This is a genomic window from Paenirhodobacter hankyongi, assembly GCF_003664585.1.
GTDB lineage: Bacteria > Pseudomonadota > Alphaproteobacteria > Rhodobacterales > Rhodobacteraceae > Rhodobacter > Rhodobacter hankyongi.
The window spans coordinates 24,912-50,766 of the sequence record NZ_RCHI01000005.1; the positions used below are offsets into that span (position 1 = coordinate 24,912).

Genomic DNA, 25,855 nt, shown 5'->3' on the forward strand with positions numbered 1-25,855 from the left:
GCCACGCAAGCGGAAATTGCGGCGCCGATGTGGCCTGCGCCGCCGCGGCGGCGCCATGATTGCGCCGCTTGCGGGAGATTGTCCTTTTTGTGGAAACGTTTCGTTTCCTGATCTTGGCGAATCAGCGCGGCACTGCGGCGCCTGTGCAACGACCCGTTGCCGCATCGGAAACGTCGCAACCGGTTCTCCGGGGGGCGCGTCCGCGAACCGGCGCTGCGTCCAATCCCGCGCCGGCTGGGCCATTGTTGCGCAGGCGTTGGCGTCGGGGCGAATCGCGCGACTTGGCGGCTCCGGCGCAATCGTGTCATCGCCGCGTCACCTCGCGCCTTGAACCCCTGCGTTCAAATCGCTACCTTGGGGACAACTTGAAATCGGAGGGCGTGCAATGGCGCCCAAGCGTCCCAGGTCTGCGGGCGCGTTCCCGAAACCGGTAGAGCCGACCGCGACCGTCCCCGCCGAGAAGGGCGAGCTTTATGCTGCGCTCGATCTTGGCACCAACAGTTGCCGGATGCTGATTGCCCGACCGAAGGGCGATCAGTTTCAGGTGGTGGACAGCTTTTCCAAGGCGGTCCAGCTCGGCCAGGGGCTTGAAGCCTCGGGCCGCTTGTCGCGTTCATCCATGGCGCGCACGGTGCAGGCATTGCAGATCTGCCGGCGCAAGATCGAATCCCATGGCGTCAAGCGGATGCGGCTGGTTGCCACCGAGGCCTGCCGCCGTGCCGGCAACGCCCGAGACTTCATCCGCTATGTCCGGCGCGAAACCGGCCTGCCGCTCGAGATCATCCCGCCCGAGGAGGAGGCACGCCTTGCCGTGATCTCCTGCGCCTCGCTCGTCAGCCCGCGCACCGAACAGGTGCTGGTGGTCGACATCGGCGGCGGCTCGACCGAACTTGTCTGGATCGATATCTCGAAGGTGCCGCCGGCCGACCGGGCGCGGGCGATCATGCGGATGTCGGGGGCGGGCGGGTTCCGCGCGCTCGAAGGGCCGGAGCCGTCGGCGCGGGTGGTCGACTGGATCTCGGTGCCGCTGGGCGTGGCCACGCTCAAGGACCAGTTCGCCGATGTCGAGGATGACGCGGCGCGTTTCGCGCTGATGAGCTGGTACTTCGAGGAGAAACTGGCCGATTTCACCCCCTACAGCTCGGGAAGCCCGCAAGAGGGCTTCCAGATCATCGGCACCTCGGGCACGGTGACCACGGTTGCCGCCTGTCACCTCGGGCTGAAGCGCTATGACCGCACCCGCGTCGACGGGCTGGCGATGTCCTCGGCGCAGATCGACGCGGTGATCCGGCGGTTCCTGCAGCTCGGTCCCGAGGGCCGGCGTGCCGATCCGCGCATCGGGCGCGACCGGCACACGCTGATCATGTCGGGCGCGGCGATCTTGCAGGCGCTGATGCGGGTCTGGCCGACCGACCGGATGTCGGTGGCCGACCGCGGCCTGCGCGAGGGGCTGCTTTACGCACAGATGGCCGCCGATGGCGTGCTCGAGGAAATGGGCCCGATCTGAGGGCAAGGAGAGAAAAATGGCGAAGACACCCTCCGGCAAGAACAGCTCGGGCCGCGGCCAGCGCGAATTGCGCGTGCGCGTGAAGACGGCGAAGGGGCGCAAGCTCAGCTCGACGCTCTGGCTCGAGCGGCAGCTGAACGACCCCTATGTCCTGCGCGCGAAGAAGGAAGGCTATCGCGGCCGCGCCGCCTTCAAGATCCTGGAGCTCGACGACAAGTTCCGCTTCCTCGTGCCGGGCGCGCGGGTGGTCGACCTTGGCTGCGCGCCGGGCGGCTGGTGCCAGGTGGCGGTGCAGCGGGTGAACGCGCTTGGCGAGAAGTCGGGCAAGAAGGTGGGCACCGTGCTGGGCGTCGACCTGCAGGAGGTGACGCCGATCACCGGCGCCGAGATCCATCAGCTTGATTTCCTCGAGGATGACGCCGACGAGAAGGTGAAGACCTGGCTTGGCGGCAAGGCCGATGTGGTGATGTCGGACATGGCCGCGGCGGCCTCGGGCAACCAGCAGGTCGACCACCTGCGGATCATCACCCTGTGCGAACACGCCGCCTATTTCGCCTTCGATGTGCTGGAAGAGGGCGGCACCTTCGTCGCCAAGGTGCTGGCGGGCGGCGCCGAGCAGGAGCTGCTGACCATCCTCAAGAAGAATTTCACCAAGGTCGCGAACGTCAAGCCGCCGGCCTCGCGCAAGGACAGTTCCGAGAAATTCGTGGTCGCGCAGGGCTTTCGCGGCAAGCGCCACGAGGGCGGGGCGGAAGATGGGGAAGAGCCTGCGACCTAAGTCGTAAGGCCGACCCGCGCGGGGGCATTTACTCCTGCCCCGAACCGGCTATCCTTCCGAGCCTGACGCATCGGAAAGAGGGGAGGCTTTTCGCCATGCCGTCGATGAACACAGTCCAGCGCAACCACGCCGACATCGTGCAGTCGGTGGTGACGTCCCCGGCCGCGCTCGGCCGGGCGGGCTTTGCGGCAAGCTGGCGCCGCTCGCTCATCCATCACAAGCTCGACCCGGCGACGCAACGCCCGATCGAGCGGTTGTCGACCCCCGAGATGCGCGCCCGGCGCGAGGCGGCGGGGCTTCTGGTGCGGGTGGCGAGCCCGGTGCTCGACCGGCTCGCCCGCGCCGCCTGCGACGCGGGCTGCACCGTTCTTCTGTCCGACGCGCAGGGGCTGATCCTGGATGAGCGCGTGCGCGACGGCGACAAGCGCGAATTCCACGCCTCGAACCTGGCGCCCGGCACCGACTGGTCGGAGGGGGCCGAGGGCACGAATGGCATCGGCACCTGTCTGGCCGAGGGCCGCGCCGTGACCGTCTGGCGCGACCAGCATTTCCGCTCGACCAACACCGGGCTGACCTGCATGGGTTCGCCGGTCTTCGGCGCGACCGGCGAGCTGGCCGGGGTGATCGACATTTCCTCGGTGCGCGACGACATGGCCGAGGGCTATGCACGGATCGTCGCGCTGACCGTGCAGGACGCCGCGCTGCGGATCGAGGCGGATCTCTTCCGTGCGTCCTTCGAGGGGGCGCGGATCCTCTCCGCCGGGGCGGGCGAGAATGCACCGCAGGGCGTGATGCTGCTCGCGCTCGACCGCGACGATCTGGTGATCGGCGCGACGCGGGCGGCGCGGCGTCACCTCGGCATCGAGGACAGCGCCATCGGCCGGCTGCCGGCGGATGATCTGTTCAGCGGTCAGACCACGCGCGGCGGGCTCGAGGAGGCGCAACGCGCCGAGATGGCCCGCGCGCTGGCGCGCTCGGGCGGCAATGTCTCGGCCGCGGCGCGCGATCTCGGCATCGGCCGCGCCACCTTCTACCGCAAGGCGAAGGCGCTCGGGCTTCAGGTCTGAGCGTCACAGCGCCGTTCAGAGTGCGGTGAGGTCGAGCACCCGCGCCTGCGGGCAGGCTTCGCGCGCGATCTCGCACAGGTGGCGGTGGTGGGTCAGGTAGATCACCTGGCCGTGGTGCGACATCTGGCCGAGCAGGGTGAAGGCCGCGGTGGCGCGGCCATCGTCGAAGGTTTCCATGATGTCGTCGGCGACGAAGGGCACGGTCGGGCGGCTGCGGGCGAGTTCCGCATAGCCCGCGATCCGCAGCGCCAGGTAAAGCTGGAACCGCGTGCCCTTCGACAGATCCGCCGCCAGCTTCGCCCCGCCCGCGGCGGGCAGCGCCACCAGCCGTTCCTGCGCGCCGTCGGGTTCGGCCGAAAGCCCGGCATAGGCGCCGCGCGACAGCGCCGCGAAGGCCTCTGAGGCGCGGGCGAGCATGGCACTGCGATGGCTGTCGCGATAGTGCCGCAGCGCGGTCTCGAAGGCGATCAGACCGAAGCGGGCGGCCAGATGGGCGCGGCTGTCTTCGGCCAGCGCATTGAGCAGGTTTGCGCGTTCGGCCTCGATCCGCGCGACGGCATCGTCGCCGCCCACCGCCTCGAGCCGCCGGCGTGCCTCGCGCAGCGCGGCAAAGCTTTCCTCGGCCGCGGCGCGGGTGGCCGCGGCGGCGCTCTGCAGTGCGGATTCGCGGGTGGCGAGGGTGGCGTCATCGTCATCCCCGGCCTCCGGCTCGGGTTGCGCGGCAAGGTCGCGGGTCAGCCGGGCGATCTCGGTGCGAAGCGCGCCGGCGGTGCGGCAGGCCGCCAGATGCGCCGCCAGCTCGCGCCCGCGCAGCATGGGCGCACCGAGATGGGCGGCGATCCCGGCCTGTCCGGCCTCGTTCGCCAGCTGCGCGGCAGTGTCGGCGTCTTGCGTTGCGCGCAGGGCGGCGAGATCGGCGCCGAGCACCTCGCGTTGCCCCTCGATCTCCTCGGCGCGGCGCAGCCGGGCGGTCAGCGCGGTCCAGGGCGCGTCGTCGGCAAGCCCCAGCCGGGTGCGCAGATCGGCGAGCGCCGTGCGGAAACGATCGCGGTTCGCCTCCATCTTCGCGATCCGGTCGGCGAGGGCGGCGTGGTTTGCGGCTTCCTGCCCCAGCCGGTCGAGCAGGTCGAGCATCCGGCCCAGCCCCTCGATCCCGACGGGTTCGGCGGCGAGCGGCGTGCCCGCGGTCTGCGTGGCCCAGTCGGCGGTCCAAGCGGCAAGCTGCGCTTCGGCCTTATCCAGGGCCTGTGCGCGGCGGGTGGCGGTCTCGCGCGCGGTCTCGGCGGCGCGGTCGAGATCGGCGATCCGGCCCGCGGCCTCGACCCGGGCGAGCGCCTCGGCCCGCAGCGCGGCAAGGCCGCCCGGGGCCGGCATCGGCTGGCCAAGCAGCGCCGCAAGCGCCTGCGCGGCGGCGTCGACGGCCGCGCTGGCGCGTGTGGTCTCGGCCTCGGCCGCGGCCAGCCGGGCCTGCGCCGCAAGCGCCGTTTCGCGCGCCGCGAGCCACGACAGCAACGCGTCGAACCCGGCGCCGGAGAGGCCGAGCGCTTCGGTCATCGCCGCCACATCGGCCAGATGCGCGGCGCGGGCGGCCTGTGCCGCGCTCAGCGCCGCCGCGGCCCGGTCCTGCGCGGCGGCCTCGCGGGCCCGAAGCCGCGCGGCCGCAAGCCGGTCGGCCGCCTGCGCGGTGATCCGGTCATCGGCCCGCAGCGCCGCCTCGAAAGCCGCGGCGCTGTTGCGGGTGAGCGTCGCCAGATGCGCGGCCCAGAGCGCCTCGCGCCGGCTGCGCGCGGCATCGGCGTCGGCCGTGGCCTCGGGGGCGTCGATCTCGCCGGGGGCGGTGGCCGTCAGCGCGCGCTGCGCATCGGCCAGCGCGGTGCGGGTGGTCTCGGCTGCGGTTTTCAACCCCTCGAGCTGCCACGGCGCGGGCACGGCAAGGGCGGCCAGCGCCGCGGCATCGCCGCGCCAGGGCGCAAGCGCGGCCAGCGCTTGCGCAAGGTCTGCGCGCGCAAGGTCTTCGGCGCGACGGGCGAGCGCGAGCGTGGCCGCCGGATCGTCACGGCCGATCTGCGCGAGCAGGGCGGCCAGAGCGCGCGCATCGCTGCCGGCGCCGGCGGTGGTGCGGCGCGCCTCGGCCTCGGCCAGGGCGGTTTGCGCGGCCTCGGCCTCGGCCCGGGCGGCGGCCACGGCCGTCTCGTGGCCCGAGCGACGGGCGAGAAGCGCGCGCAGGGACGCCAGCCGGGCCGGGCTGAGCAGAAGGCCCGCCACCGGCACCCCGGTCCGGCCAAGCGCCGCCTGCGTCGCGCGCAGGCTCGCCTCGATCTGCTGTGCGGCATCGATCCGGTGCGGCAGATCGGCAAGCGCGGTGTCATGCGCCGCGCGCAGCCCCTCGGCCGCCGCCAGATCCGGGGCCAGCGCCAGCACCGCCGGATCGGGGGCAAGGGCCGCGAGCCGGTCCTCGAGCGTCCGGATCTGCGCCGCCGCGGCCGCCAGCCGACTGTCGATGCCGATCCGCGCCTCGGTCAGCGCACGCAGCTGGTCGTCCAATGCGGCATCGGCCTCGGGCAGGGCGGCAAGCGGGGCAAGCTCGGCCTCGGCCGCCACAAGGCGTGCGCGCAGCGGCCGCGCGGCACGGGTGGCGCGGATGGCGGCCAGCGCGGCATCGGCGGCATCGGCCGCAGCCTTGGCGCGGGTCCAGCCCTCCTCGGCCACGGCACCCTCGCGCGCCAGCTTCTGCGCCGCCGCTGCGCTGGTGTCGAGATCGCGCCGCGCCCGGTCGAGATCGGCCAGCCGCGCCTTCGCGTCGCGAACCGCGCCCTTGCGCCGGCCCGGCGCGTGGAAGGCGTCGAGATCCGCCCGCATCGCCTCGAGCTCGGGGCCGAGGCCGGCAAGCCCGGCGCTGGCGGAAAACAGCATCTCGCCAAGGTCGCCGCGGCTCGCAAGGATGCTCTCGCCGCCGCGTTCGAGCGTGTCGTCGTCGAGCGAGAACATCGCGCCATAGCCCTCGCGGCCCAGCCCGCCAAGCGCCGCCTGCAGCACGGTCTCGGGCAGGGCCGCGCCATGGGCATCGAGCAGGCTGCCCGTGCTGCGCTTGATCCGGGTGAGGGCCATCGGTCCCGCCTCGGTGCGGATCGTGGCGCCGATGCGCATCGTCGGGCCGGGGTGCAGGAAGTCATAGCGGCTGCGCAGCGGGATGCCGAACAGCAGGTCGAGCCAGGCCGAGAAGATCGTCGACTTGCCGGCCTCGTTCGGGCCGAAGATGACATGCAGATCGGCCCCGCCGGGCGTGGGCGCGGGGAAGTCGAGCACGGTGTCGGTGAAGCGGCCGTAGCGCGCGAGGTCAAGCCGGTCGAGCCGCATCAGCCCTCCTCCCCGCCGGGGGCGAGGCGGGCCAGAAGCTGTGCCGTGCCGGTGGCGAGAAGCGCGGCACAGGCGGCGTCAAGCGCGGCCTCGTCCTCGCCCAGAAGGCCGCGCAGCTCGGGCGGCAGGTCGTGCAGCAGCTCCTCGGCGGTCTTGCGCAGCTGCGCGGCAAGGCCCGCGTCGCGGGGCAGGTCGTCGTTCAGAAGGCGCAGCAGGTCGGCGGGCAGGCGGCCGGCCTGCACGTCGCCGCCGTTCACCCGCGCCTCGAGCTTGTCGATCCAGATCCCGCCGATCGCCTCGGCGGCGGCGCGCGCCTCCTCGGTCAGCCGGTCGAGGTCGCGCCCGATCCGCCAGGCAAGCGGCGTCGCGCCGACAAGAACCGGGCGCAGCACCAGAGCCGTGCCCGCGGCGCCGGCGGCCGCGTCGCGCAGTGCCGACGCCAGCCGGCCGGGCAGGGCGGCCCAGTCGGCGATGCCGCTCAGGTCAAGCTCGACCCGCTCGAAGCGCAGCGGTGCGACGGCGCGGGCGTCGGTCGTCACCGTGCCATCGTCGGCCACGGTGACGAGGGTGACGGTCTTTTCCCCGCTTTCGCCGATGTCGCGGCCCTGCGGCATGCCGGGCATGACGACGACCGAGCGGCCGCGGTATTCGGCGCGGCGGTGGATATGGCCAAGCGCCCAGTAGTCATAGCCCTGCGCATCGAGATCTGCGACCGCGCAGGGGGCGTAATTGTCGTGCCCGGGGCTGCCGTTCAGGCTGGTGTGCATCATGCCGATGTTGATCGCGCCCGGAACCGGGGCGGGGTAGCGCGGCAGCAGGCTCTCGGGGGCGCTGTCCTGGGCAAAGCTCAGCCCGTGCACGGCCACGGTGCGGCCCCGGGCCTCGAACACCTCGGTCGCGGCGCGGCCGCCGAAGACATGGGTGCCGGGGGGCGGCTCCAGCTCACGCGTGACCTTCGACATCGCGTCGTGGTTGCCGCGGATGAGGAAGCTGCGAATCCCCGCGGCCCCCAGACGGGCAAGCTCCTGCCGCAGGAACCGCGGCGTCTTCGCCGAGCCCTGCGCGCCGTCCCACAGATCGCCCGCGATCAAGAGTGCATCGACCGCTTCGGCCAGGCACAGATCGACGATCCGGCTCAGCGCGGTGCGGGTGGCGGTGCCGACCTCCTCGGCCAGGGCCGGATCGCGCAGCGCCAGCGACACCAGCGGCGAGTCGAGGTGCAGGTCGGCGGTATGGACAAAGCGGACTGCCACGGCGGGAGGGGGCCTTTCGGGAACCGGGCCAGAAGACCAGATCGGGGCGGGGCGAGGCAAGCGGAAAGCGCGCCGCAGGATGGGCGAGGGATGGGCGGAAACCCCGCCTCGGGCGCCACGCTCCATTGACGGCGCGGGCCCGATCTGCGATGCCGCTCGCCTCTGACGAAGGAGAGCATCATGCAGGACAAACTGCCCGAGCGTCCCGAACTGGATCTGCTGATCGTCGTCACGGAGCTGCACGCCGCGCGCGGTGCCGTTGACCGTGCCGCGCTGCAGGTCGAAGCCCGCGGCCGTGGGCTCGAGGTGGCGCGGCCGCTCTCAGGGCTGATCGGCGCCGGGCTCGTCGAGGAGATCACCCACCGGCCGTCCTTCCTGAAACGCCTGTTCGGCGCGCGCGAGACGGTGGTGCTGGCGCCGACCGAGGCCGCGCGCAGCCTGCTGGCTGCGCTGAACGGCGAGACGGCGGCCGAGGTCGCGGATGAGGCGGCGGCGGCAGCCCCCGAAGCCGTCGCGCCGGAGACGCCCGTCGCCGAGGTCGCGCCGGAAACCGTGTCGGTCGAAGCTCCCGTGGCCTCCGACGCCGCGCCTTTCGTGCTGGACCAGCCGGCGGCCGAGACCCTTGCGCCCGAGGCCCCGCTTCAGGAAAGCCCCGTTGCGGAAGTCCCGCCGGCCGAGGCTCCGGTCGCCGAACCCCAGCCTGTGGACACGCCTTCGGTCGAGGCGGCCGTCGCGGAACCGACGATCGAGGAGACCCCGGTGGCCGAGGCGCCGCGCCGCGCCCCCGCGCGGCCGGTTCCGACGCCGGCCCGGGCCCGGGTGGTCGGCTTCACCGAGGAGCTCGGCGGCACGCCTGAAGAGGCGCCGCCGATCGCTCCGGTCCGCGTCGATCCCGAGGTGATGGACGGGCTGCGCGAGCTGCTCGAGGGGCTGGGCATGGAGCTGACCATGGCCGGCGAGGCGCTGATCGGCACCCGCATGGCGCAGGGCTTCTCGGCCGGCGAGGCGCTGTCGCAGGTGGTGCTCTTCGCCTTTGCCCATGCGATCCGCCACGACATCCTGTTCCATGGCGAGATGCGCGCGCTTGGCCTGTCGGAATACGCGATCGAGGTGATGCGCGAGGTCGAGAAGCTGCGCGATGCGGGCGAGATCGGCGAGGCGCGCTTCGAGGAGGACATGCGCGCCCTCTGGGCGTTGCTCGAGGAGGCGCCCGATCGCGATGCGCGGCTTGATGCCCTGCTCACCGATCCGGTCGGCGGCGCGGCCCCCGTTGCGGTGCTGCCCGAGGATCTGCGCAGCGCCGAGGAGGCGGAAGAGGAGGACGAGGGCTTCTGAGCCCTGTCCCTTTCCGCAACTTCCGGGTTTCTGCGGCTGCACCTGTCTCAGGCCCGAGACAGTCTGCCATTCTGGGCGCGCATTGCGGCTATGCAACTTGGGAAAGGTGGCGCACCTTGGATGCATCGCGGGTCGTGGAGGACCCGCAGCATTCAGGGAGGAAATCCAGATGGCAACCGACATGTCGGCCGAGTTCAAGGGTGTGATGGTGTCGCCGTTCAAGGCGCGCTACGACAACTTCATTGGTGGCAAGTTCGTGCCGCCGGTCAGCGGCCGCTACTTCGACAACATCACCCCGATCACCGGCGGCAAGATCTGCGAAGTCGCCCGTTCGGACGCCGCCGATATCGAGCTGGCGCTTGATGCCGCGCATGCCGCGAAGGATGGCTGGGGCACCACCTCGGCCGCGCACCGCTCGAACGTGCTGCTGAAGATCGCCGACCGGCTCGAGGCGAACCTCGACCTGCTCGCCGCCGCCGAGACCTGGGACAACGGCAAGCCGATCCGCGAGACGACCGCCGCCGACATCCCGCTGTCGATCGACCACTTCCGCTACTTCGCCGGTGTCCTGCGCTCGCAGGAAGGCACGATGTCGGAAATCGACAACGACACCGTCGCCTACCACTATCACGAGCCGCTCGGCGTCGTCGGCCAGATCATCCCGTGGAACTTCTCGATCCTGATGGCGGCGTGGAAGCTTGCCCCGGCGCTGGCTGCCGGCAACTGCGTGGTGATGAAGCCCGCCGAACAGACCCCGGCCGCGATCATGGTGCTGGCGGAACTCATCGCCGACCTGCTGCCGGGTGGCGTGCTGAACATCGTCAACGGCATGGGCCCGGAAGTCGGCGCGCCGCTGGCGAAATCGCCGCGCATCGCCAAGATCGCCTTCACCGGCTCGACCGCGACCGGCCGCAAGATCATGCAGGCCGCGACCGAGAACCTGATCCCGGTCACGCTGGAACTGGGCGGCAAGTCGCCGAACATCTTCTTCTCGGACGTGATGGCGAAGGATGACGCCTTCCTCGACAAGGCGGTCGAAGGCTTCGTCCTCTTCGCCTTCAACCAGGGCGAGGTCTGCACCTGCCCGTCGCGCGCGCTGATCCAGGAAGACATCTACGAGGCCTTCATCGAGCGCGCCATCGCCCGGGTGAAAGCGATCAAGCAGGGCGACCCGCGTCTGATGGAGACCATGGTCGGCGCCCAGGCGAGTCAGGAACAGCAGGACAAGATCCTGTCCTATCTGCAGATCGGCCGCCAGGAAGGCGCCGAGGTGCTGGTCGGCGGCGACGCCGCGCGCTTCAACGGCGAGCTGTCGAACGGCTTCTACATCCAGCCGACGATCCTCAAGGGCCACAACAAGATGCGCGTGTTCCAGGAGGAGATCTTCGGGCCGGTCGTCTCGGTGACCACCTTCAAGGACGAGGCGGAAGCGCTGCACATCGCCAACGACACGATGTACGGCCTCGGCGCCGGCGTCTGGTCGCGCGACATCAACACCTGCTACCGCTTCGGCCGCCACATCCAGGCCGGGCGCGTCTGGGTCAACAACTACCACGCCTACCCGGCCCACGCGGCCTTCGGTGGCTACAAGCAGTCGGGCATCGGTCGCGAGACCCACAAGATGATGCTCGACCACTATCAGCAGACCAAGAACATGCTGGTTTCCTACAACCCGAACAAGCTGGGCTTCTTCTGAGACCTCCCCAGCCCAGCGGGGCCGCTCCTTCGGGGGCGGCCTTCAATTCCGGACACCTTCCCCCCTCCGTCCGGCTCGGCCGTCCGCCCCGCGGGCGGCCTTTTGCGCTGCGACGACGGGACCTCCGTCGCGACAACGTGGCCCACGCGCCGCGGCGGCGCGGGCCTCAGGGCGCCTTGCGGAACTGCGACGGGGTCTTGCCGGTGCGGGCGTGGAAGGCGCGGGTGAAATAGGCCGGGCTGGTGTAGCCCAGCACGTCCGAGATCTCCTTCACCGGGGCGCGGGTTTCCGACAGCAGTCGGCGCGCCTCGTAAAGGCGGCGGTCCTGCAGCAGGTCCGAGGCGGCGCGGCCGCAGCTTGAGCGGCACGAGCGGGTCAGATGGGTCGGCGTCACACCGAGCTGCGCGGCATAGTCGGCAACGCCATGGCCCGAGCGGAATTCACGTTCGAGCAGCGTCGCATAGCGCGCCACCAGCTTGCGCGCCGCATCGGGCGCAGGCAGGTCATTCGCGCCCGAGGCTGCCTGCCGCTCGAGCCAGACGCTGAGCAGGCCAAGGTGGTGATGCACCGCCCGATCGGCCGCGGGCCGATCGCTTTCGTTTTCGCGCTGCGCCGCCTCGAGCAGCGCGTTGAGTTCGACCTGCGAGGCGGCGTCGCGGATGCGCAGGTGCAGCGCGCCCTGCGGCAGTGGCAGGTTGCACTCTGCCCCGAAGAAGACCGCCGTGCCATGCGTCTGCGGGCTCATGTCGAAGCCGTGCATCACGCCCGCCGGAATGAAGATCGCGTTATGCGCGCCATAGCCGCGCGTCGTGCCGCCGACGGTGATCCGGCCCTGGCCCCGGGTGAACCACAGCAGGCACGGCTCGGAGAGCGAGCGCATCGCCTCGATCCGCCAGCGCCCGCCCTGGGCAAGCCGGGCGATCGGCATCAGGCGCAGCTGCGAGGGCGCCGAGGGCAGGCAGGCGGCCTGCCGCTCGCGCGGCATCTCGCCGGCAGGGGGCGGGGACAGGTGCGACAGCGGCGGTGCGGTGAAGAGTTTCACGGGCAGGGTCCGGTTGGCTTGCTACGGGCGCAGCATAGGAGAGAAGACGTTTCTCTTGCCAACAGAAAATTCAGTCCCTTGCGGGATGTTGCCGGTGCGACTCAGGGGGTCTGGATGTTGTGCCAGCCGCGCATCCGGCTACGAAACCAGGTGCGCTGCCGCTTGGCATATTGGCGCGAGGCGGCCTGCGCCTGCGCGGTTGCCGTCGCGAGGTCGATCTCGCCGCGCAGATGCGCCACCAGGTCCGGTGCGCCGATCGCCTTCGCCCAGAGCGCGCGGGGCTCCCAGATCGGCAGCACCGCCCGCACCTCATCGAGCGCGCCCTGTTCCAGCATCAGCCCGAAACGGCGGTCGATCCGCTCGGCGAGCCAGTCGCGGTCGGCGTCGAGCAGGAGCGGCGTGCAGTTGTCGAGCGGCAACAGCGGCGCGGGGGTCGCATCCTGCCAGGCGGCAAGGCCGCGTCCGGTCGCGCGCTGCACCTCCCAGGCCCGTTGCACCCGCATCGGGTTCAGCCGATCGATCCGCGCCGCCGTCTCGGGATCGAGCGCGGCCAGCAGCGCCGCCACGCCTTCGGCCGCGAGCCGCGCGTCCGCCTCGGCCCGCACGGCGGCAGGCGTCGGAGGGATCTCGGCCAGCCCCTCGGTCAGCGCGGTGAAGTAAAGCCCTGTGCCGCCGACGATGACCGGCCGCGGCCCGGTGCCGGCGCGAAACTCCGCAAGAATCGGTTCCAGATCGCGCAGCCAGGCGCCGACGGAATAATCCTCCCCGGGCGCCTTGTGGCCGTAAAGGCGGTGCGGCGCGAGCGCCTCTTCCTCGGCCGAGGGGCGCGCCGACAGCAGCCGCCAGCACGACCAGACCTGCAGCGCGTCGGCGTTCACCACCACCCCGCCGCGCGCCTGCGCCAGCGAAAGCGCCAGCGCCGATTTGCCGCTGGCCGTCGCGCCGGCGATCAGGATGGGCCGGTCATCCGGGATATTCTCGAGCGGCATCATTGGTTTGCGTGGCTTTCCGAGGCGGTGGAAAGGGTTTACCCGCCGGAAACGACTGGTGGAATTCCCGAGTTGAACCCGAAGCCCATTTGCGACATTTTGCGCCGCGATGACAACCGAAATGAGGATCCCCGAGATGAGTGCAGAGGCAGAGCCGACTGTGAAGTACAAACGTGTGCTTTTGAAGATCTCGGGCGAGGCGCTGATGGGGGATCAGGGCTACGGGCTGCACCCGCCGACCGTCGCCCGCATCGCCCGCGAAGTGAAGACGGTGCATGACCTCGGCGTCGAGATCTGCATGGTGATCGGTGGCGGCAACATCTTCCGCGGCCTTGCCGGCGCCGCGCAGGGGATGGAACGCACCACCGCCGATTACATGGGGATGCTCGCCACGGTGATGAACGCGCTCGGCATGCAGGCGCAGCTCGAGGCGCTCGGCATCCACACCCGGGTGATCTCGGCGATTCCGATGGACCAGGTCTGCGAGCCCTACATCCGCCGCCGCGCCGTGCGCCACCTCGAGAAGAAGCGGATCTGCATCTTCGCCGCGGGCACCGGCAACCCCTATTTCACCACCGACACCGCCGCGACGCTGCGCGCGAACGAGATGAATTGCGAAGCGATCTTCAAGGGCACGAAGGTCGACGGCGTCTATGACAAGGACCCGAAGAAGTTCCCGGACGCCAAGCGCTACGACCAGGTCAGCTATGACGAGTGCCTGCAGAAGAACCTCGGCGTGATGGACGCCTCGGCGATCGCGCTCGCCCGCGACAACAACCTGCCGATCATCGTCTTCTCGCTCGACGAGCCGGGCGGCTTCCGCGGCATCCTGGCGGGGCAGGGCACCTATACCACGGTGAAGGGCTAAGGCCGGCGGATTTCCGCGCCTTCGCCTTTTCCTGGCCGAAATACTCCGGGGGTTCGGGGGCTGGCCCCCGAAAGCCCTACCCAAGGCCGCGCGCTGCGGCTAAAGAAAGACAGACTTCAAGATCCGGGGGATAACCCATGTCCGACGACATCGAAATCGACACCGACGACCTCGAACGCCGCATGGAAGGCGCGATGGCGTCGCTCAAGCATGAATTCGGCTCGCTGCGCACCGGCCGGGCCTCCGCCTCGATGGTGGAGCCGATCCTGGTCGACGCCTACGGCTCGCTGACGCCGATCAACCAGGTTGGCACGATCAACGTGCCCGAACCGCGGATGGTCACCGTCAACGTCTGGGACAAGGGCCTGATCAACAAGGTCGAGAAGGCGATCCGCGAGTCGGGCCTTGGCATCAACCCGCAGACCAACGGCCCGATCATCATGCTGCCGATCCCCGAGCTGAACGAGGAACGCCGCAAGGAGCTGACCAAGGTCGCCGCGCAATATGCCGAAAGCGCCCGCGTCGCGATCCGCAACGTGCGCCGCGACGGCATGGACCAGATCAAGAAGGCGAAGGGCTCGGGCATGTCCGAGGACGACGTCAAGTTCTGGGAGGCCGAGGTCGAGGAGCTGACGAAGAAGCACATCGCCCTCATCGACAAGGCGCTCGAGGCGAAACAGGCGGAGATCATGCAGGTCTGAGCCGACCTGCATCCCCCGCAAGCAAAGAGGCCCGTGATGCCCGCGAGTGAGCCCCCGGCCGGCTGTGGCCCCGTCGATTACGGCGTGTCGCATGTCGCCATCATCATGGACGGCAACGGCCGTTGGGCGAAGAACCGCGGCTGGCCGCGGCTCGTCGGTCACCGCCGTGGCGCCGAGCGGGTGAAGGAGATCGTCCGCGCCTGCCCGGATCTGGGCGTGCGCTGGCTGACCGTCTATGCCTTCTCGACCGAGAACTGGAAGCGCTCGACCGAGGAGGTGCTCGGCCTGATGGGCATCTTCGCGCGCTACATCGAGAAGGAGGCCGACGGCCTCTCGGCCGAGGGCGTGCGGATGCGCTTCATCGGTGCGCGCGAACGGCTTGACCCGAAGCTGCAGGCGCTGATGGCGGGGATCGAGGCGCGCACCGCGCCGAACACCCGGCTGAACCTGACGGTGGCAATCAACTACGGCGGCCGCGACGAGCTGCGCCGCGCCGCCGTGCGGCTGGCGCAGGATGTCGCCGCGGGCCGGATCGCCCCCGATGCGATCGACGAGGCGGCCTTTGCGGCCCGGCTCGACACCGCGGCGATTCCCGACCCGGATCTGGTGATCCGCACCTCGGGGGAGACCCGGACCTCGAACTTCCTGCCCTGGCAGGCGGCCTATTCGGAATACGAGTTCACCCCCACGCTCTGGCCCGATTTCGGCCCGGCCGAGCTCGAGAAGGTGCTTGCCGTGTTCAGCACGCGCGAGCGGCGCTTTGGCGGGGCGAAGGCATGAGCACGCAGGGCACGACGCCGGCTGCGGGCTCACGCTGGACCGACCTGCGGCCGCGGGTGCTGTCGGGACTGGTGATGGTGGCGATCGGCGCGGTCACCATCTGGCTTGGCGGCAAGACCTTCGGCCTGCTCGCGGTGGTTGTCTGCGGGCTGATGATCTGGGAGCTGGCGACGATCATGGCGCCGGCGGGCAGCGGGCGCGGCGCCGCGGCGGCGGCGCTGTCGGTGCTTGCTGCGGTGCTGATGGCGCTGGTGCTCTACTGGCCGGGCGCGCTCACCCGCTGGGCGCTGCTGCTGCCGGTGGTCGTGGGCACGGCCCTGCCGCGGCGCGACCGGCTGATCTTCGCGCTTTACGCCTTTGCGGTGATGGCGGCGAGCTATGGGCTGATCGTGCTGCGGCTCAATGCCGGCGCGCTGGTGATCCTGTGGATCGTGACCATCGTCGTGGTGTCCGACGTCGCGGGCTATTTCGCCGGCCGCGCGATCGGCGGGCCGAAGTTCTGGCCGCGGGTCAGCCCGAAGAAGACCTGGTCGGGCACCGTCGCGGGCTGGATCGGCGCGGTGGCCGTGGGCGCGGGCTTTGCCGCGCTCGGCTGGGGCGGCTGGACGCTCGTGTGGCTTTCGCCGCTCACCGCCTTTGCCGGGCAGATGGGCGATATCGCGGAAAGCGCGATCAAGCGGCGGACGGGTGTGAAGGACAGCTCGCACCTGATCCCCGGCCATGGCGGCGTGCTCGACCGGTTCGACGCGCTGATCGGGGCGGTGGTCTTCCTGCTGATCGTGATGAAATTCATGCGGCTGCCCTTCGACGGGATGTGACGGATGCGCAAGGTTTCGGTTTTCGGCTCCACCGGCTCGATCGGTGTGAACACGCTCGACCTGCTGGTGCGGCAGGGCGGGTCAGAGGCGTTCCAGGTGGTGGCGCTGACCGGCGGGCACAATGTCGATCTTCTGGCCAGCCAGGCGCGCGAACTGCGTGCCGAGATCGCGGTGACCGCGCATGAGGACCGGCTGCCGGCGCTGCGCGCGGCGCTGCACGGCTCGGGGATCGAGGCGGCGGCGGGCCCCGCGGCGCTGATCGAGGCGGCGGAGCGGCCGGCCGACTGGATCATGTCGGCGATTGTCGGCGCGGCGGCGATCGCGCCCGGCTTCGCGGCGCTGAAGCATGGCACGACGCTGGCGCTTGCCAACAAGGAAAGCCTGGTCGCCGCCGGGCCGCTGCTTCTGGCCGAGGCGCGGCGGCAGGGCGCGCGGATCCTGCCCGTCGACAGCGAGCATTCGGCGGTGTTCCAGGCTCTCGTCGGCGAGGAGATGGCGGCGGTCGAGCGGATCATCATCACCGCCTCGGGCGGTGCCTTCCGCGACTGGCCGCTCGAGAAACTGGCGACCGCGACCGTCGCCGCGGCCTCGACCCATCCGAACTGGGCGATGGGGCAGCGGATCACCATCGACAGCGCCTCGATGTTCAACAAGGCGCTGGAAGTCATCGAAACGAAAGAGTTTTTCGGCGTCGACCCGGATATCATCGAGGTTCTGGTGCATCCCGAGAGCCTGGTCCACGCACTGGTCGGTTTCCGCGACGGGGCGCTCATGGCGCATCTGGGCGCGCCCGACATGCGCCACGCGATCGGCTATGCGCTGAACTGGCCCGAACGGGCCGAGCTGCCGGTGGCGCGGCTCGATCTGGCGCAGATCGGATCGCTCAGCTTCCGCGCCCCCGACCCGGTCCGCTTCCCGGCGCTGCGCCTTGCGCGCGAGGTGATGGCGATCGGCGGCACGGCCGGGGCGGCCTTCAACGCTGCGAAGGAGGTCGCGCTTGACGGTTTCATCGCCGGGCAGATCGGCTTCCTCGACATGGCGCGGCTGGTCGAGGCGGTGCTCGCGGACATGTGCGCGGGCCATGGGCTTGGAAATGCGGCCGTCAGCCTCGATAACGTCTTGCAGACCGACGCCGAGGCCCGCGCCCTCGGCCGCGAAAGAATTTCGACCGGAAGGATCTGACCCTTGGAGTTTCTCCCCGATTTCGGCAACGCGCTCTATACGCTGGTGGCCTTCGTCGTCGCGCTGATGATCATCGTGACGGTGCACGAGTTCGGCCATTACATCGTCGGCCGCTGGTCGGGGATCAAGGCCGAGGCCTTCTCGATCGGCTTCGGGCCGCGGCTGCTGTCGCGCGTCGACAAGCACGGCACGCGCTGGCAGGTCTCGGCGATCCCGCTCGGCGGCTATGTCAAGTTCCTGGGCGATGCGAATGCGGCCTCGGCGGGTGCCGACGAGGGCGCGATGGCCGGGCTGAGTGCCGAGGAGAAGCGCCACACCATGCACGGTGCGCCGCTTTGGGCCCGCGCGGTGACGGTGGCGGCGGGGCCGGTGTTCAACTTCGTGCTGTCGATCGCGATCTTTGCCGGCATGATGATCTGGACCGGCACCGCGACCGATGTGCCGACGGTGGGCAAGCTTGCGGTGCTGCCGGGTGGCAGCGGCGATCTGCGCGTGGGCGACCGGGTGCTGGCGATCGAGGGGCGCGAGACGCCCGATTACGCGACGCTGAGCGCGGTGACGGACGAGCTTCCGGCACAGCCTGCGCTGACCTGGCGGGTCGAGCGCGACGGGCAGGTGGCCGAGGTTGCCGGGCCGCAGCTGTTCCCGCCGCGTCTGAACGGGGTGATGCCGTCTTCGGCGGCCTATGCCGCGGGGCTGGCTGCGGGCGACGTGGTCACCGCGATCGATGGCGCGCCGATCTGGCGCTTCGTCGATCTGCAGCAGAAGGTCACGGCCAGCGAGGGCGCCCCCGTGGCGCTCACTGTCTGGCGGCCGGGCAAGGACGGGGCCGAGACGCTTCAGATGACGCTGACCCCGCGCCGCACCGATGTGCCGACTGCCGCGGGCGGGTTCGAGACGCGCTGGATGATCGGCGCGACGGGCGAGCCGGTCTTCACCCCGCTCACCCGCCCGACCGGCGTCGTCGAGGCGGTGAAGGGCGGGGCCGTGCAGACCTGGGAGGTCGTCGCCTCCTCGGTCTCGGCGCTCAAGCACATGATTCTCGGCCAGATCTCCTCGTGCAACCTGCATGGCGCGATCGGCATCGCGCAGGGCTCGGCCGCGGCGGCGAAGGCGGGCACGGCGAGCTTCATCTGGTTCGTCGCGGTGCTGTCGACGGCCGTGGGCTTCCTGAACCTGTTCCCGATTCCCGTGCTCGACGGCGGGCATCTGATGTTCCACATCTGGGAAGGCGTCACCGGCAAGCCGCCGTCGGACCGGGCGATGAACCTGCTCACCGCGATCGGGTTGTCGCTGGTGCTGACGATGATGCTGTTCGGCCTGTGGAACGACCTGTTCTGCCCCTGAGGAGGCACAACTTGGCCGCAATTCGGCCATAATGCGCCGCTACTTCCGGTTGTGCGAATGGTCCGCGCAGGGGAGGGGTGATCATGCAGATGGTGCAGGCAGACGGCTTTCGCGGCCTCTCGCTCGTTGTCGATCTGGCACTCGACCGCCTGATGGCGCCGGCCGCCATCCTCGTCGCGCTCGCGATCGGGGGAATCCTCGGCTACGAGCTGATCGCGCTGTTCGGTCCGGCTGCGGGGTCGCCCTATCAGCTCTGATCCGGGCGCGTTTTCTGTCTCTGACGTCCTCCGCCGCACCATGTCCGCATGGCGCGGCCTTTGCGTTTTGCCGGCTTGGCGGGCAATGGCGCAACGCCTGCGGACGAATGCCGCCGAGGGCGCATTTCCGACATCTTGCGGTTTTGACAAGCATCCCCTTTCCAGCTACTCACGATCTTGCAGTCTGAAGGAAATACAGGGCGGGGTGACAGGCAATGACGAACCGGCGGAAGAACGCATTTCTCGGGCGTTCGCTTCTCACGACCCGGCTTGTCGCGGTGGCGCTTCTGGGCGGCGGTTTCGCCGCGGCCTTGCCGCCGGTGGCGGCGATGGCGCAGGAGTATCGCTTTTCGCAGGTGAAGATCGAAGGCAACGACACGATCGAGGCGGCGACCATTCTCGCCTATGCCAAGATCGCGCGCGGTTCCTCGGTGAGCGCGGCGCAGCTCAATGACGCCTATCAGCGGCTTCAGGGCTCGGGCCTGTTCGAGAAGGTCGATCTGGTGCCGCAGGGCGGCACGCTGGTCATCCGCGTGCAGGAATTCCCGACCGTCAACGTCGTCTCCTTCGAAGGCAACAAAGTGCTGAAGGACGAGATTCTTGCGGGCGAGGTGAAGACGCAGCCGCGCAAGGTCTACAGCCCCGCCACGGTCGAGGCCGATGCCGCCGCGATCGTCAAAGGCTATGCCGATGCCGGGCGCGTCAACGTGCGCGTCGACCCGAAGGTGATCAAGCGCGACAACAACCGTGTCGACGTTGTCTTCGAGGTCAAGGAAGGCTTCGTGTCGGAAGTCGAGCGCATCAGCTTCACCGGGAACTCCGCCTATTCCGACCGCCGCCTGCGCGATGTGCTGCAGACGAAGCAGGCAGGCCTTCTGCACCGGCTGATCCAGCGCGACAACTTCGTTGCCGACCGCGTCGATCTCGACCGTCAGCTGCTGACCGACTTCTATCGCTCGCGCGGCTATCCGGACGTGCAGGTCACCGGCGTGTCCTCGGAAATGGCGCGCGACCGCGAAGGCTTTTTCATGACCTTCAACATCCGTGAAGGCCAGCAGTATCACTTCGGCAAGATCACCACCGTTTCCGAGGTGTCCGAGCTCGACGCGAAGGACTTCGAGAAACTCGCGAAGATCCGCGAGGGCGTGATCTACTCTCCGAACGCCATCGATCTTGCCATCACCCGGATGGAAGAGACGGCGCTGCGCAAGGGCGCGAATTTCGTGCGCGTCGATCCGCGCATCACCCGCGATCCGAAGACCCAGACCCTGAACGTGGAATTCGCCCTCGTGCGCGGCCAGCGCCTGTTCGTCGAGCGCATCGACATCGAGGGTAACACCACGACGCTCGACAGCGTGATCCGACGCGAATTCCACACCGTCGAAGGCGACCCCTTCAACGCGCGCGAGATCCGCAACTCGGCCGAGCGCATCCGCGCGCTTGGCTTCTTCACCAAGGCGGACGTCAATACCCGTCAGGGCTCCGGCCCCGATCAGGTCATCGTCGACGTCAACGTCGAGGAACAGCCGACCGGCTCGCTGACCCTGGGCGCAAGCTACGGCGCCTCGCAGGGCTTTGGCGTGAACGTCGGGGTCCAGGAAGCCAACTTCCTCGGCCGCGGCCAGTATCTCGGTGTGCAGGTCGGCACCACCTCGGGCACGTCGTCGAGCTCGCTCGACTTCATCGAGCCCTACCTCTTCGGGCGTGACCTGAAGATGCGCTACCACATGTGGTATGACACCTCCGAGAATGACAACTCGGACTACTCGACCCGGATGCAGGGCCTGTCGCCCTCGATCGAATTCCCGCTGGCACAGAACTCGCGGCTCGAGCTGCGCTATACCTTCAGCCGCGACAAGCTGTACGACGTCACCGCCTATGATCCGGATCCGGATGGGGATTCGACCACCAGTGACGCGGTTGGCTCCTCGCCGATCCTGTCGCGCGAGGAGGGGCAGTATGACACCTCGTCGCTGGGCTACACCTACACCTGGGACACGCGCCGCACCGGCATCGATCCGCGCTATGGCTTCACCTTCCGCTTCTCGCAGGATTACGCGGGGCTGGGCGGCGACGTCACCGCGGTGACCTCGACCGCGCTGCTGCGCGGCGAGCGCAAGGTCTGGAACGAGGAGGTGACGCTGCGCGCCGAACTCGAGGGCGGCATGGTGAACCCGACCGGCGACACCCAGCTGACGATCCTTGACCGCTTCTCGGGCAATGGCAAGATCCGCGGCTTCGAGCCGAACGGCTATGGCCCGCGCGACACCGGTGCGCCGAACAAGGATGCGCTCGGCGGCAAGTATTTCGCGGCGCTGCGGATGGAATCGGAATTCCCGATCGGCATCCCCGAGGAATACGGCGTCACCGGCGGCCTGTTCTGGGACATCGGTTCGGTCTGGGGGCTCGAGGACAAGGCCGGGGCCACCGGGACCGTCGATGACAGCATGCACCTGCGCTCGGCGGTCGGCTTCTCGGTGTTCTGGCGCTCGGCGATCGGTCCGCTGCGTCTGAACTTCTCGAAGGCGATCAAGAAGGAAGACTACGACAAGGAACAGAACTTCGACCTGACCATCTCGACGCAGTTCTGAGGCAGGGAGATGCGCTTTCCGCCGCGTTTCATCGAGGGGCCGGGGCTTTGCCTCGGCCTCGTCGCGCTTGTGGCCGGGCTGGGGGGCATCCTGCCCGGGCCGGTTGCGGCCCAGCAATCGGCGGGCGACAGCCGCGGCGAGGCGGTGATCCGGGTGCCCAGCCCGGTGCTCACCCTCGACTGGGAGGCGCTGTTCGAGACGACCCGCTGGGGCAAGCGCATCCGCGCCGATCTTGCCGCGGAGTCGCGCGCGCTTTCCGACGAGAACAACCGTATCGCAGACGACCTGATCGCCGAGGAAAAGGCGCTGACCGAGCGGCGCGCGACGATGGACCCGACCGCCTTCCGCACCGAGGCGAATGCCTTCGACGAACGCGCGACGGGCATCCGCAACGCCCAGAAGGCGAAGGCGCAGGCGCTGTCGCGGCGCTTCGAGGAAAGCCGGCAGGCCTTCTTCGAGGCGGTGACGCCGATGCTCGACGATATCCTGGCCAAGCGCGGCGCAGTCATGGTGCTCGACCGGCGGGTGATCATCCGCGGCCTTGCCGAGGCGGATGTGACCGATGATCTGGTGCGGCTCGTTGACGGGAAACTGGGCGACGGCCCGGCGGCGGCCGAAGCCGCAGCGCCCGACACCTCCGCCGCGACCCCCGGGACCGTCGCACCCGAAACTCCCGCCGCGCCGGCCGCGCCGGGCAACTGAGCGCGCCCGCATTCTTGCCAAGCGGCGCTGGCGTTGCTAGCAAGGCTCGACCGCGGACGCTTGAGGATCAAGGACAGACGATGACCGAACCCGCCCCCCATACCTTTGCCGATCTCGCGCTGATCAAGCGGATCATCCCGCACCGCTACCCGTTCCTGCTGGTGGACAAGGTGCGCGACATCGTCCCCTTCGAATCTGCTGTCGGCATCAAGAACGTCACCAGCAACGAGCCGCATTTCCAGGGCCATTTCCCGGATGAGCCGGTGATGCCGGGCGTCACCATCGTCGAGGCGATGGCGCAGACCGCGGCGATCGTCGTGGGGATCTCGCTCAACCTCATCGACAAGCCGCTCGCCACCTATTTCATGGGCATCGATGGCGTGAAATTCCGCCGCAAGGTGGTGCCGGGCGACGTGCTCGAGATGCCGGTCAAGGTGATCCGCGGGGGCGGCCGGATCTGGAAGTTCGAGGGTCAGGCGCTGGTCGAGGGGCAACTTGCCGCGCAGGCCGAGTTCACTGCGATGATGGACCTCAAGGCCTGAGCCATGGCGATTGATCCGGGCGCCATCATTCATCCTTCCGCCGTCATCGAAGAGGGCGCCACGATTGCCGCGGGCGTCCACATCGGGCCGTTCTGTCATGTCGGCCCCGAGGTGTGCCTTGCCGAGGGCGTCGAGCTGAAATCGCATGTCGTCGTCTCCGGCCTGACCGAGATCGGCGAGGACACCACCGTCTTTCCCTTCGCCTCGCTCGGTCAGGTGCCGCAGGACCTGAAATACAAGGGCGAGAAGACGCGGCTGGTGATCGGCAAGCGCAACCGCATCCGCGAATACGTGACGATGAACCCCGGCACCGAAGGCGGCGGCGGGGTCACCCGCGTCGGTGACGACGGGTTGTTCATGTCCTCGAGCCATGTCGCCCATGACGTCACGATCGGCGACCGGGTGATCCTGGTGAACTCGGTCGCGATCGCCGGGCATTGCCACATCGAGGATGACGTGATCGTCGGCGGGCTGTCGGGCGTGCACCAATGGGTGCGGATCGGCCATGGCGCGATCATCGGCGCGCTGTCGATGGTGACCTCGGACGTGATCCCGCATGCGCTGGTCGCCGGGCCGCGCGCGCAGCTCGAGGGGCTGAACCTCGTCGGGCTGAAGCGCCGCGGCGTGTCGCGGGCGGAAATCGGGGCCCTGCGCGAGCTCTACATGGCGCTGTCCGAGGGCAACTTCCGCGAACAGGCGCGCAAGCTCCATGACGAGGGCACCGACAGTGCGCTTGCCCGCGAGGTGCTCGATTTCATCCTCGGTCCGTCGGACCGCAGCTTCCTGACGCCGCGATGAACATCGGTGCCGAAACCGCGCTGATCGCGGGGACGGGCGGGCTGCCGGCGCTGCTGGCCGCCGCCGCGCCCGGGATGCTGCTGTGCGAGCTCGATGGCTTTGCCTCGGCCGTGCCGGGGGCCGAGCCGCTGCGTTTTCGCGTCGAGCGGCTGGTGCCCTTCCTTGACGCGCTGATTGCGCGCGGGGTGACGCGGGTCTGCTTTGCCGGCGCGATCCAGCGCCCGAAGCTCGAACCCGAGCTGTTCGACGCGCAGACCGCGGCGCTGGTGCCGCGGCTGGTCGGCGCGATGCAGGCGGGCGATGACGCGACGCTGCGCGCGGTGATCGAGCTGTTCGAGGATTGGGGGCTGGTCGTCGTCGGCGCCGACGAGATCGCGCCCGAGCTGGTGCCGGGCGAGGGCGTGCTTGCGGGCGCGCTGCGCGCGGTCGACAAGACCGATGCCGCGCGCGCCGCCGAGATCGTCACCGCGCTTGGCGCGGTCGATGTCGGGCAGGGCGCGGTGGTGGCGCAGGGCCTGTGCCTTGCGGTCGAAAGCCTGCCGGGCACCGATGCGATGCTCGATTTCGTCGCGGCGCATCGCGGCCAGCGCCGCGGGCCGGTGGGGGGCGTCTTCTTCAAGGCGCCGAAACCCGGTCAGGACCGCCGCATCGACCTGCCGGCGATCGGGCCGCAGACCGTGGCGAAGGCTGCCGCAGCGGGGCTTTCGGGCATCGTCTTCGAGGCGGGGGGCGTGCTGCTCCTTGACCGCGCCGCGACCGTGGCCGCGGCCGAGGAGGCCGGGATCTTCCTCTGGGGGCGGGCAGGATGAGGCTGTTCCTGGTCGCGGGCGAGGCTTCGGGCGACAAGCTCGGCGCGGCGCTGATGGCCGGGATGAAGGCGCTTGCGCCGGGCGTCGAATTCTCCGGCGTCGGTGGCCCGCTGATGGAGGCCGAGGGCCTCGTCAGCCTGTTCCCGATGGAGGAGCTGTCGGTGATGGGCATCGCGGAGGTGCTGCCGAAATACCGCCAGCTCAAGCGCCGCATCGCCGAGACCGCACAGGCCGTGCTCGACACCGGGCCCGCCGCGCTCGTCACCATCGACAGCCCCGATTTCTCGTTGCGGGTCGCGCGAATCGTCAAGGCGGCGCGCCCGGATCTGCGCACCATCCATTACGTCGCGCCCTCGGTCTGGGCCTGGCGCCCCGGCCGCGCGGTGAAGATGGCCAAGGTGATCGACCACGTCCTGGCGCTTCTGCCCTTCGAGCCGCCCTATATGGAAGCCGCGGGCATGAGCTGCGATTTCGTCGGCCATCCGGTGGTCGCCGAGCCGCGGGCAACTGCCGCCGAGGCCGCGCTCTTCCGCGAGCGCCACGGCATCGGTGACGACCAGCCCCTGGTGCTGTGCCTGCCCGGTTCGCGCCGGGGCGAGGTCGAGCGGCTCGGGCCGCGCTTCGACGAGGCGCTGATGCGGCTGCGCGACCGCGAGCCCGGGTTGCGGGTGGTGCTGCCCACGGTGCGCGGCGTCGCTCCCCTGGTGCGCGAGATGTCGGCGCGCTGGCCGGTCGCGCCCATCGTGGTCGAGGAGGCGGCGGACAAGCGCGCGGCCTTCGCCGCGGCCGATCTGGCGCTGGCCGCCTCGGGCACGGTCAGCCTTGAGCTTGCGGCAAGCCGCACGCCGATGGTGATCGCCTATGACGCCAGTTTCCTCACCTGGCACATCATCTGGCGGATGCTGCGCGTCGATACGGTGACGCTGGTCAATCTGGTGTCCGAGACCCGGGCGATCCCGGAATTTCTCGGCCCCGAATGCCGCCCGGACCGGATCTGCCACGCCCTCGTGCAGCTTCTGGAAAGCCCGGAGGCGCGGGCCGGTCAGCATGCGGCGATGGAAGAGACGATGCGCCGGCTTGGCGAGGGCGGCGAGGCGCCGGGGCTGCGCGCGGCGCGCTCGGTGCTGGCGGCGATCGAGCGGCGGCGTTGATGCGGGGCGTCCTGGCGGTCGTGCTGCTCGTGCTCGCCACGCCGGCCGCACGGGCCGAAGAGGGCGCGACGACGATCGGGGAACCGGCGGGCGAGGCGATCTGGGAGGCGGACTGCGCCGGGTGTCACCGCGATGTGGACAGGGCGCTTGCCCGGGTGAGCTGGGCGCTGACCGGCCAGCCGCCGCCTGAACGCGCGGTCTGGCTGCGCGATTTCATCCTGAACCACCACACGCCGGCGCGCGACAAGGTCGAGGTGCTGGCCGCTTGGCTGGCGCAGCGCTGAG

Annotated in this window: 23 protein-coding genes; 19 read left to right on the plus strand and 4 right to left on the minus strand. The window is 69.9% G+C overall.

Annotation, left to right across the window (positions count from 1 at the left end):
* Positions 1-385: 385 nt before the first annotated feature.
* The 3 genes from DYS74_RS06570 to DYS74_RS06580 all read left to right on the plus strand — a co-directional run bounded on the left by DYS74_RS06570 (position 386) and on the right by DYS74_RS06580 (position 3,352).
* Positions 386-1,507: a Ppx/GppA phosphatase family protein gene (locus DYS74_RS06570; protein ID WP_121532116.1), complete on the plus strand. Its 1,122-nt coding sequence runs from the start codon at positions 386-388 to the stop codon at positions 1,505-1,507.
* 16 nt (positions 1,508-1,523) lie between these two features.
* Positions 1,524-2,285 carry an RlmE family RNA methyltransferase gene (locus DYS74_RS06575; protein ID WP_121532118.1) on the plus strand — a complete coding sequence of 254 codons (762 nt, stop codon included), beginning with the start codon at positions 1,524-1,526 and terminating at the stop codon, positions 2,283-2,285.
* A gap of 95 nt (positions 2,286-2,380) precedes the next feature.
* Positions 2,381-3,352: a GAF domain-containing protein gene (locus tag DYS74_RS06580; protein ID WP_245965215.1), complete on the plus strand. Its 972-nt coding sequence runs from the start codon at positions 2,381-2,383 to the stop codon at positions 3,350-3,352.
* Positions 3,353-3,367: 15 nt separating this feature from the next.
* Here the strand turns inward: DYS74_RS06580 and DYS74_RS06585 are convergent, their stop codons facing one another.
* Positions 3,368-6,709: a YhaN family protein gene (locus tag DYS74_RS06585; RefSeq protein WP_121532119.1), complete on the minus strand. Its 3,342-nt coding sequence runs from the start codon at positions 6,707-6,709 to the stop codon at positions 3,368-3,370.
* A complete protein-coding gene (locus DYS74_RS06590; RefSeq protein ID WP_121532121.1) occupies positions 6,709-7,962 on the minus strand; it encodes a metallophosphoesterase family protein in 1,254 nt (417 codons plus the stop codon). Before DYS74_RS06590 ends, DYS74_RS06585 begins: the two co-directional genes overlap by 1 nt.
* A gap of 180 nt (positions 7,963-8,142) precedes the next feature.
* Between DYS74_RS06590 and DYS74_RS18615 the strand changes: the two genes are divergently transcribed.
* Positions 8,143-9,297: a hypothetical protein gene (locus DYS74_RS18615; RefSeq protein WP_183077476.1), complete on the plus strand. Its 1,155-nt coding sequence runs from the start codon at positions 8,143-8,145 to the stop codon at positions 9,295-9,297.
* A 169-nt stretch (positions 9,298-9,466) separates the two neighbouring features.
* Positions 9,467-10,993 carry an aldehyde dehydrogenase gene (adh, locus tag DYS74_RS06600; protein ID WP_245965216.1) on the plus strand — a complete coding sequence of 509 codons (1,527 nt, stop codon included), beginning with the start codon at positions 9,467-9,469 and terminating at the stop codon, positions 10,991-10,993.
* 166 nt (positions 10,994-11,159) lie between these two features.
* On the opposite strand, the gene DYS74_RS06605 is transcribed toward adh, so the two are convergent.
* Positions 11,160-12,035 (minus strand): AraC family transcriptional regulator, encoded by an 876-nt coding sequence (locus DYS74_RS06605; RefSeq protein WP_245965217.1) that lies wholly within the window; start codon positions 12,033-12,035, stop codon positions 11,160-11,162.
* Positions 12,036-12,136: 101 nt separating this feature from the next.
* On the minus strand, positions 12,137-13,027 hold the full coding sequence (gene miaA, locus DYS74_RS06610) for a tRNA (adenosine(37)-N6)-dimethylallyltransferase MiaA (protein WP_121532123.1): 891 nt from the start codon (positions 13,025-13,027) through the stop codon (positions 12,137-12,139).
* A gap of 133 nt (positions 13,028-13,160) precedes the next feature.
* Here miaA and pyrH point away from each other — a divergent pair, with 133 nt between their 5' ends.
* The 14 genes from pyrH (at position 13,161) to DYS74_RS06675 (ending at position 25,854) form a co-directional block, all read left to right on the plus strand.
* Positions 13,161-13,892 carry a UMP kinase gene (pyrH, locus tag DYS74_RS06615; RefSeq protein WP_113900177.1) on the plus strand — a complete coding sequence of 244 codons (732 nt, stop codon included), beginning with the start codon at positions 13,161-13,163 and terminating at the stop codon, positions 13,890-13,892.
* 137 nt (positions 13,893-14,029) lie between these two features.
* Positions 14,030-14,593, plus strand: a complete 564-nt coding sequence (gene frr, locus DYS74_RS06620) for a ribosome recycling factor (RefSeq protein ID WP_121532125.1) — start codon at positions 14,030-14,032, stop codon at positions 14,591-14,593.
* A 36-nt stretch (positions 14,594-14,629) separates the two neighbouring features.
* Positions 14,630-15,373, plus strand: coding sequence for a polyprenyl diphosphate synthase (gene uppS / locus DYS74_RS06625; protein WP_121532126.1), 744 nt, complete (start codon positions 14,630-14,632; stop codon positions 15,371-15,373).
* The gene (locus DYS74_RS06630; protein WP_121532128.1) at positions 15,370-16,191 is read left to right on the plus strand and encodes a phosphatidate cytidylyltransferase; all 822 of its coding nucleotides are present in this window, start codon (positions 15,370-15,372) and stop codon (positions 16,189-16,191) included. Before uppS ends, DYS74_RS06630 begins: the two co-directional genes overlap by 4 nt.
* A 3-nt stretch (positions 16,192-16,194) precedes the next feature.
* Positions 16,195-17,373: a 1-deoxy-D-xylulose-5-phosphate reductoisomerase gene (gene dxr, locus DYS74_RS06635; protein ID WP_121532130.1), complete on the plus strand. Its 1,179-nt coding sequence runs from the start codon at positions 16,195-16,197 to the stop codon at positions 17,371-17,373.
* Positions 17,374-17,376: 3 nt separating this feature from the next.
* Complete coding sequence (gene rseP / locus DYS74_RS06640) at positions 17,377-18,720, plus strand: RIP metalloprotease RseP (RefSeq protein ID WP_121532132.1); 1,344 nt, start codon at positions 17,377-17,379, stop codon at positions 18,718-18,720.
* A gap of 83 nt (positions 18,721-18,803) precedes the next feature.
* Positions 18,804-18,977, plus strand: coding sequence for a hypothetical protein (locus tag DYS74_RS18620; protein WP_183077477.1), 174 nt, complete (start codon positions 18,804-18,806; stop codon positions 18,975-18,977).
* Between the two features lie 215 nt (positions 18,978-19,192).
* Entirely contained in the window at positions 19,193-21,568 is a 2,376-nt protein-coding gene (gene bamA / locus DYS74_RS06645) for an outer membrane protein assembly factor BamA (protein WP_121532134.1), read from the plus strand.
* A 9-nt stretch (positions 21,569-21,577) separates the two neighbouring features.
* Entirely contained in the window at positions 21,578-22,270 is a 693-nt protein-coding gene (locus tag DYS74_RS06650) for an OmpH family outer membrane protein (protein WP_121532136.1), read from the plus strand.
* Positions 22,271-22,350: 80 nt separating this feature from the next.
* On the plus strand, positions 22,351-22,812 hold the full coding sequence (fabZ, locus tag DYS74_RS06655) for a 3-hydroxyacyl-ACP dehydratase FabZ (RefSeq protein ID WP_121532138.1): 462 nt from the start codon (positions 22,351-22,353) through the stop codon (positions 22,810-22,812).
* A 3-nt stretch (positions 22,813-22,815) separates the two neighbouring features.
* On the plus strand, positions 22,816-23,610 hold the full coding sequence (lpxA, locus tag DYS74_RS06660; protein WP_121532140.1) for an acyl-ACP--UDP-N-acetylglucosamine O-acyltransferase: 795 nt from the start codon (positions 22,816-22,818) through the stop codon (positions 23,608-23,610).
* Positions 23,607-24,419 (plus strand): LpxI family protein, encoded by an 813-nt coding sequence (locus DYS74_RS06665; protein WP_121532142.1) that lies wholly within the window; start codon positions 23,607-23,609, stop codon positions 24,417-24,419. Before lpxA ends, DYS74_RS06665 begins: the two co-directional genes overlap by 4 nt.
* Complete coding sequence (gene lpxB / locus DYS74_RS06670) at positions 24,416-25,570, plus strand: lipid-A-disaccharide synthase (RefSeq protein ID WP_121532144.1); 1,155 nt, start codon at positions 24,416-24,418, stop codon at positions 25,568-25,570. Before DYS74_RS06665 ends, lpxB begins: the two co-directional genes overlap by 4 nt.
* Positions 25,570-25,854 (plus strand): hypothetical protein, encoded by a 285-nt coding sequence (locus DYS74_RS06675; protein WP_121532146.1) that lies wholly within the window; start codon positions 25,570-25,572, stop codon positions 25,852-25,854. The genes lpxB and DYS74_RS06675 overlap by 1 nt, the downstream gene beginning before the upstream one ends.
* The last annotated feature ends 1 nt before the right edge of the window (position 25,855 follow it).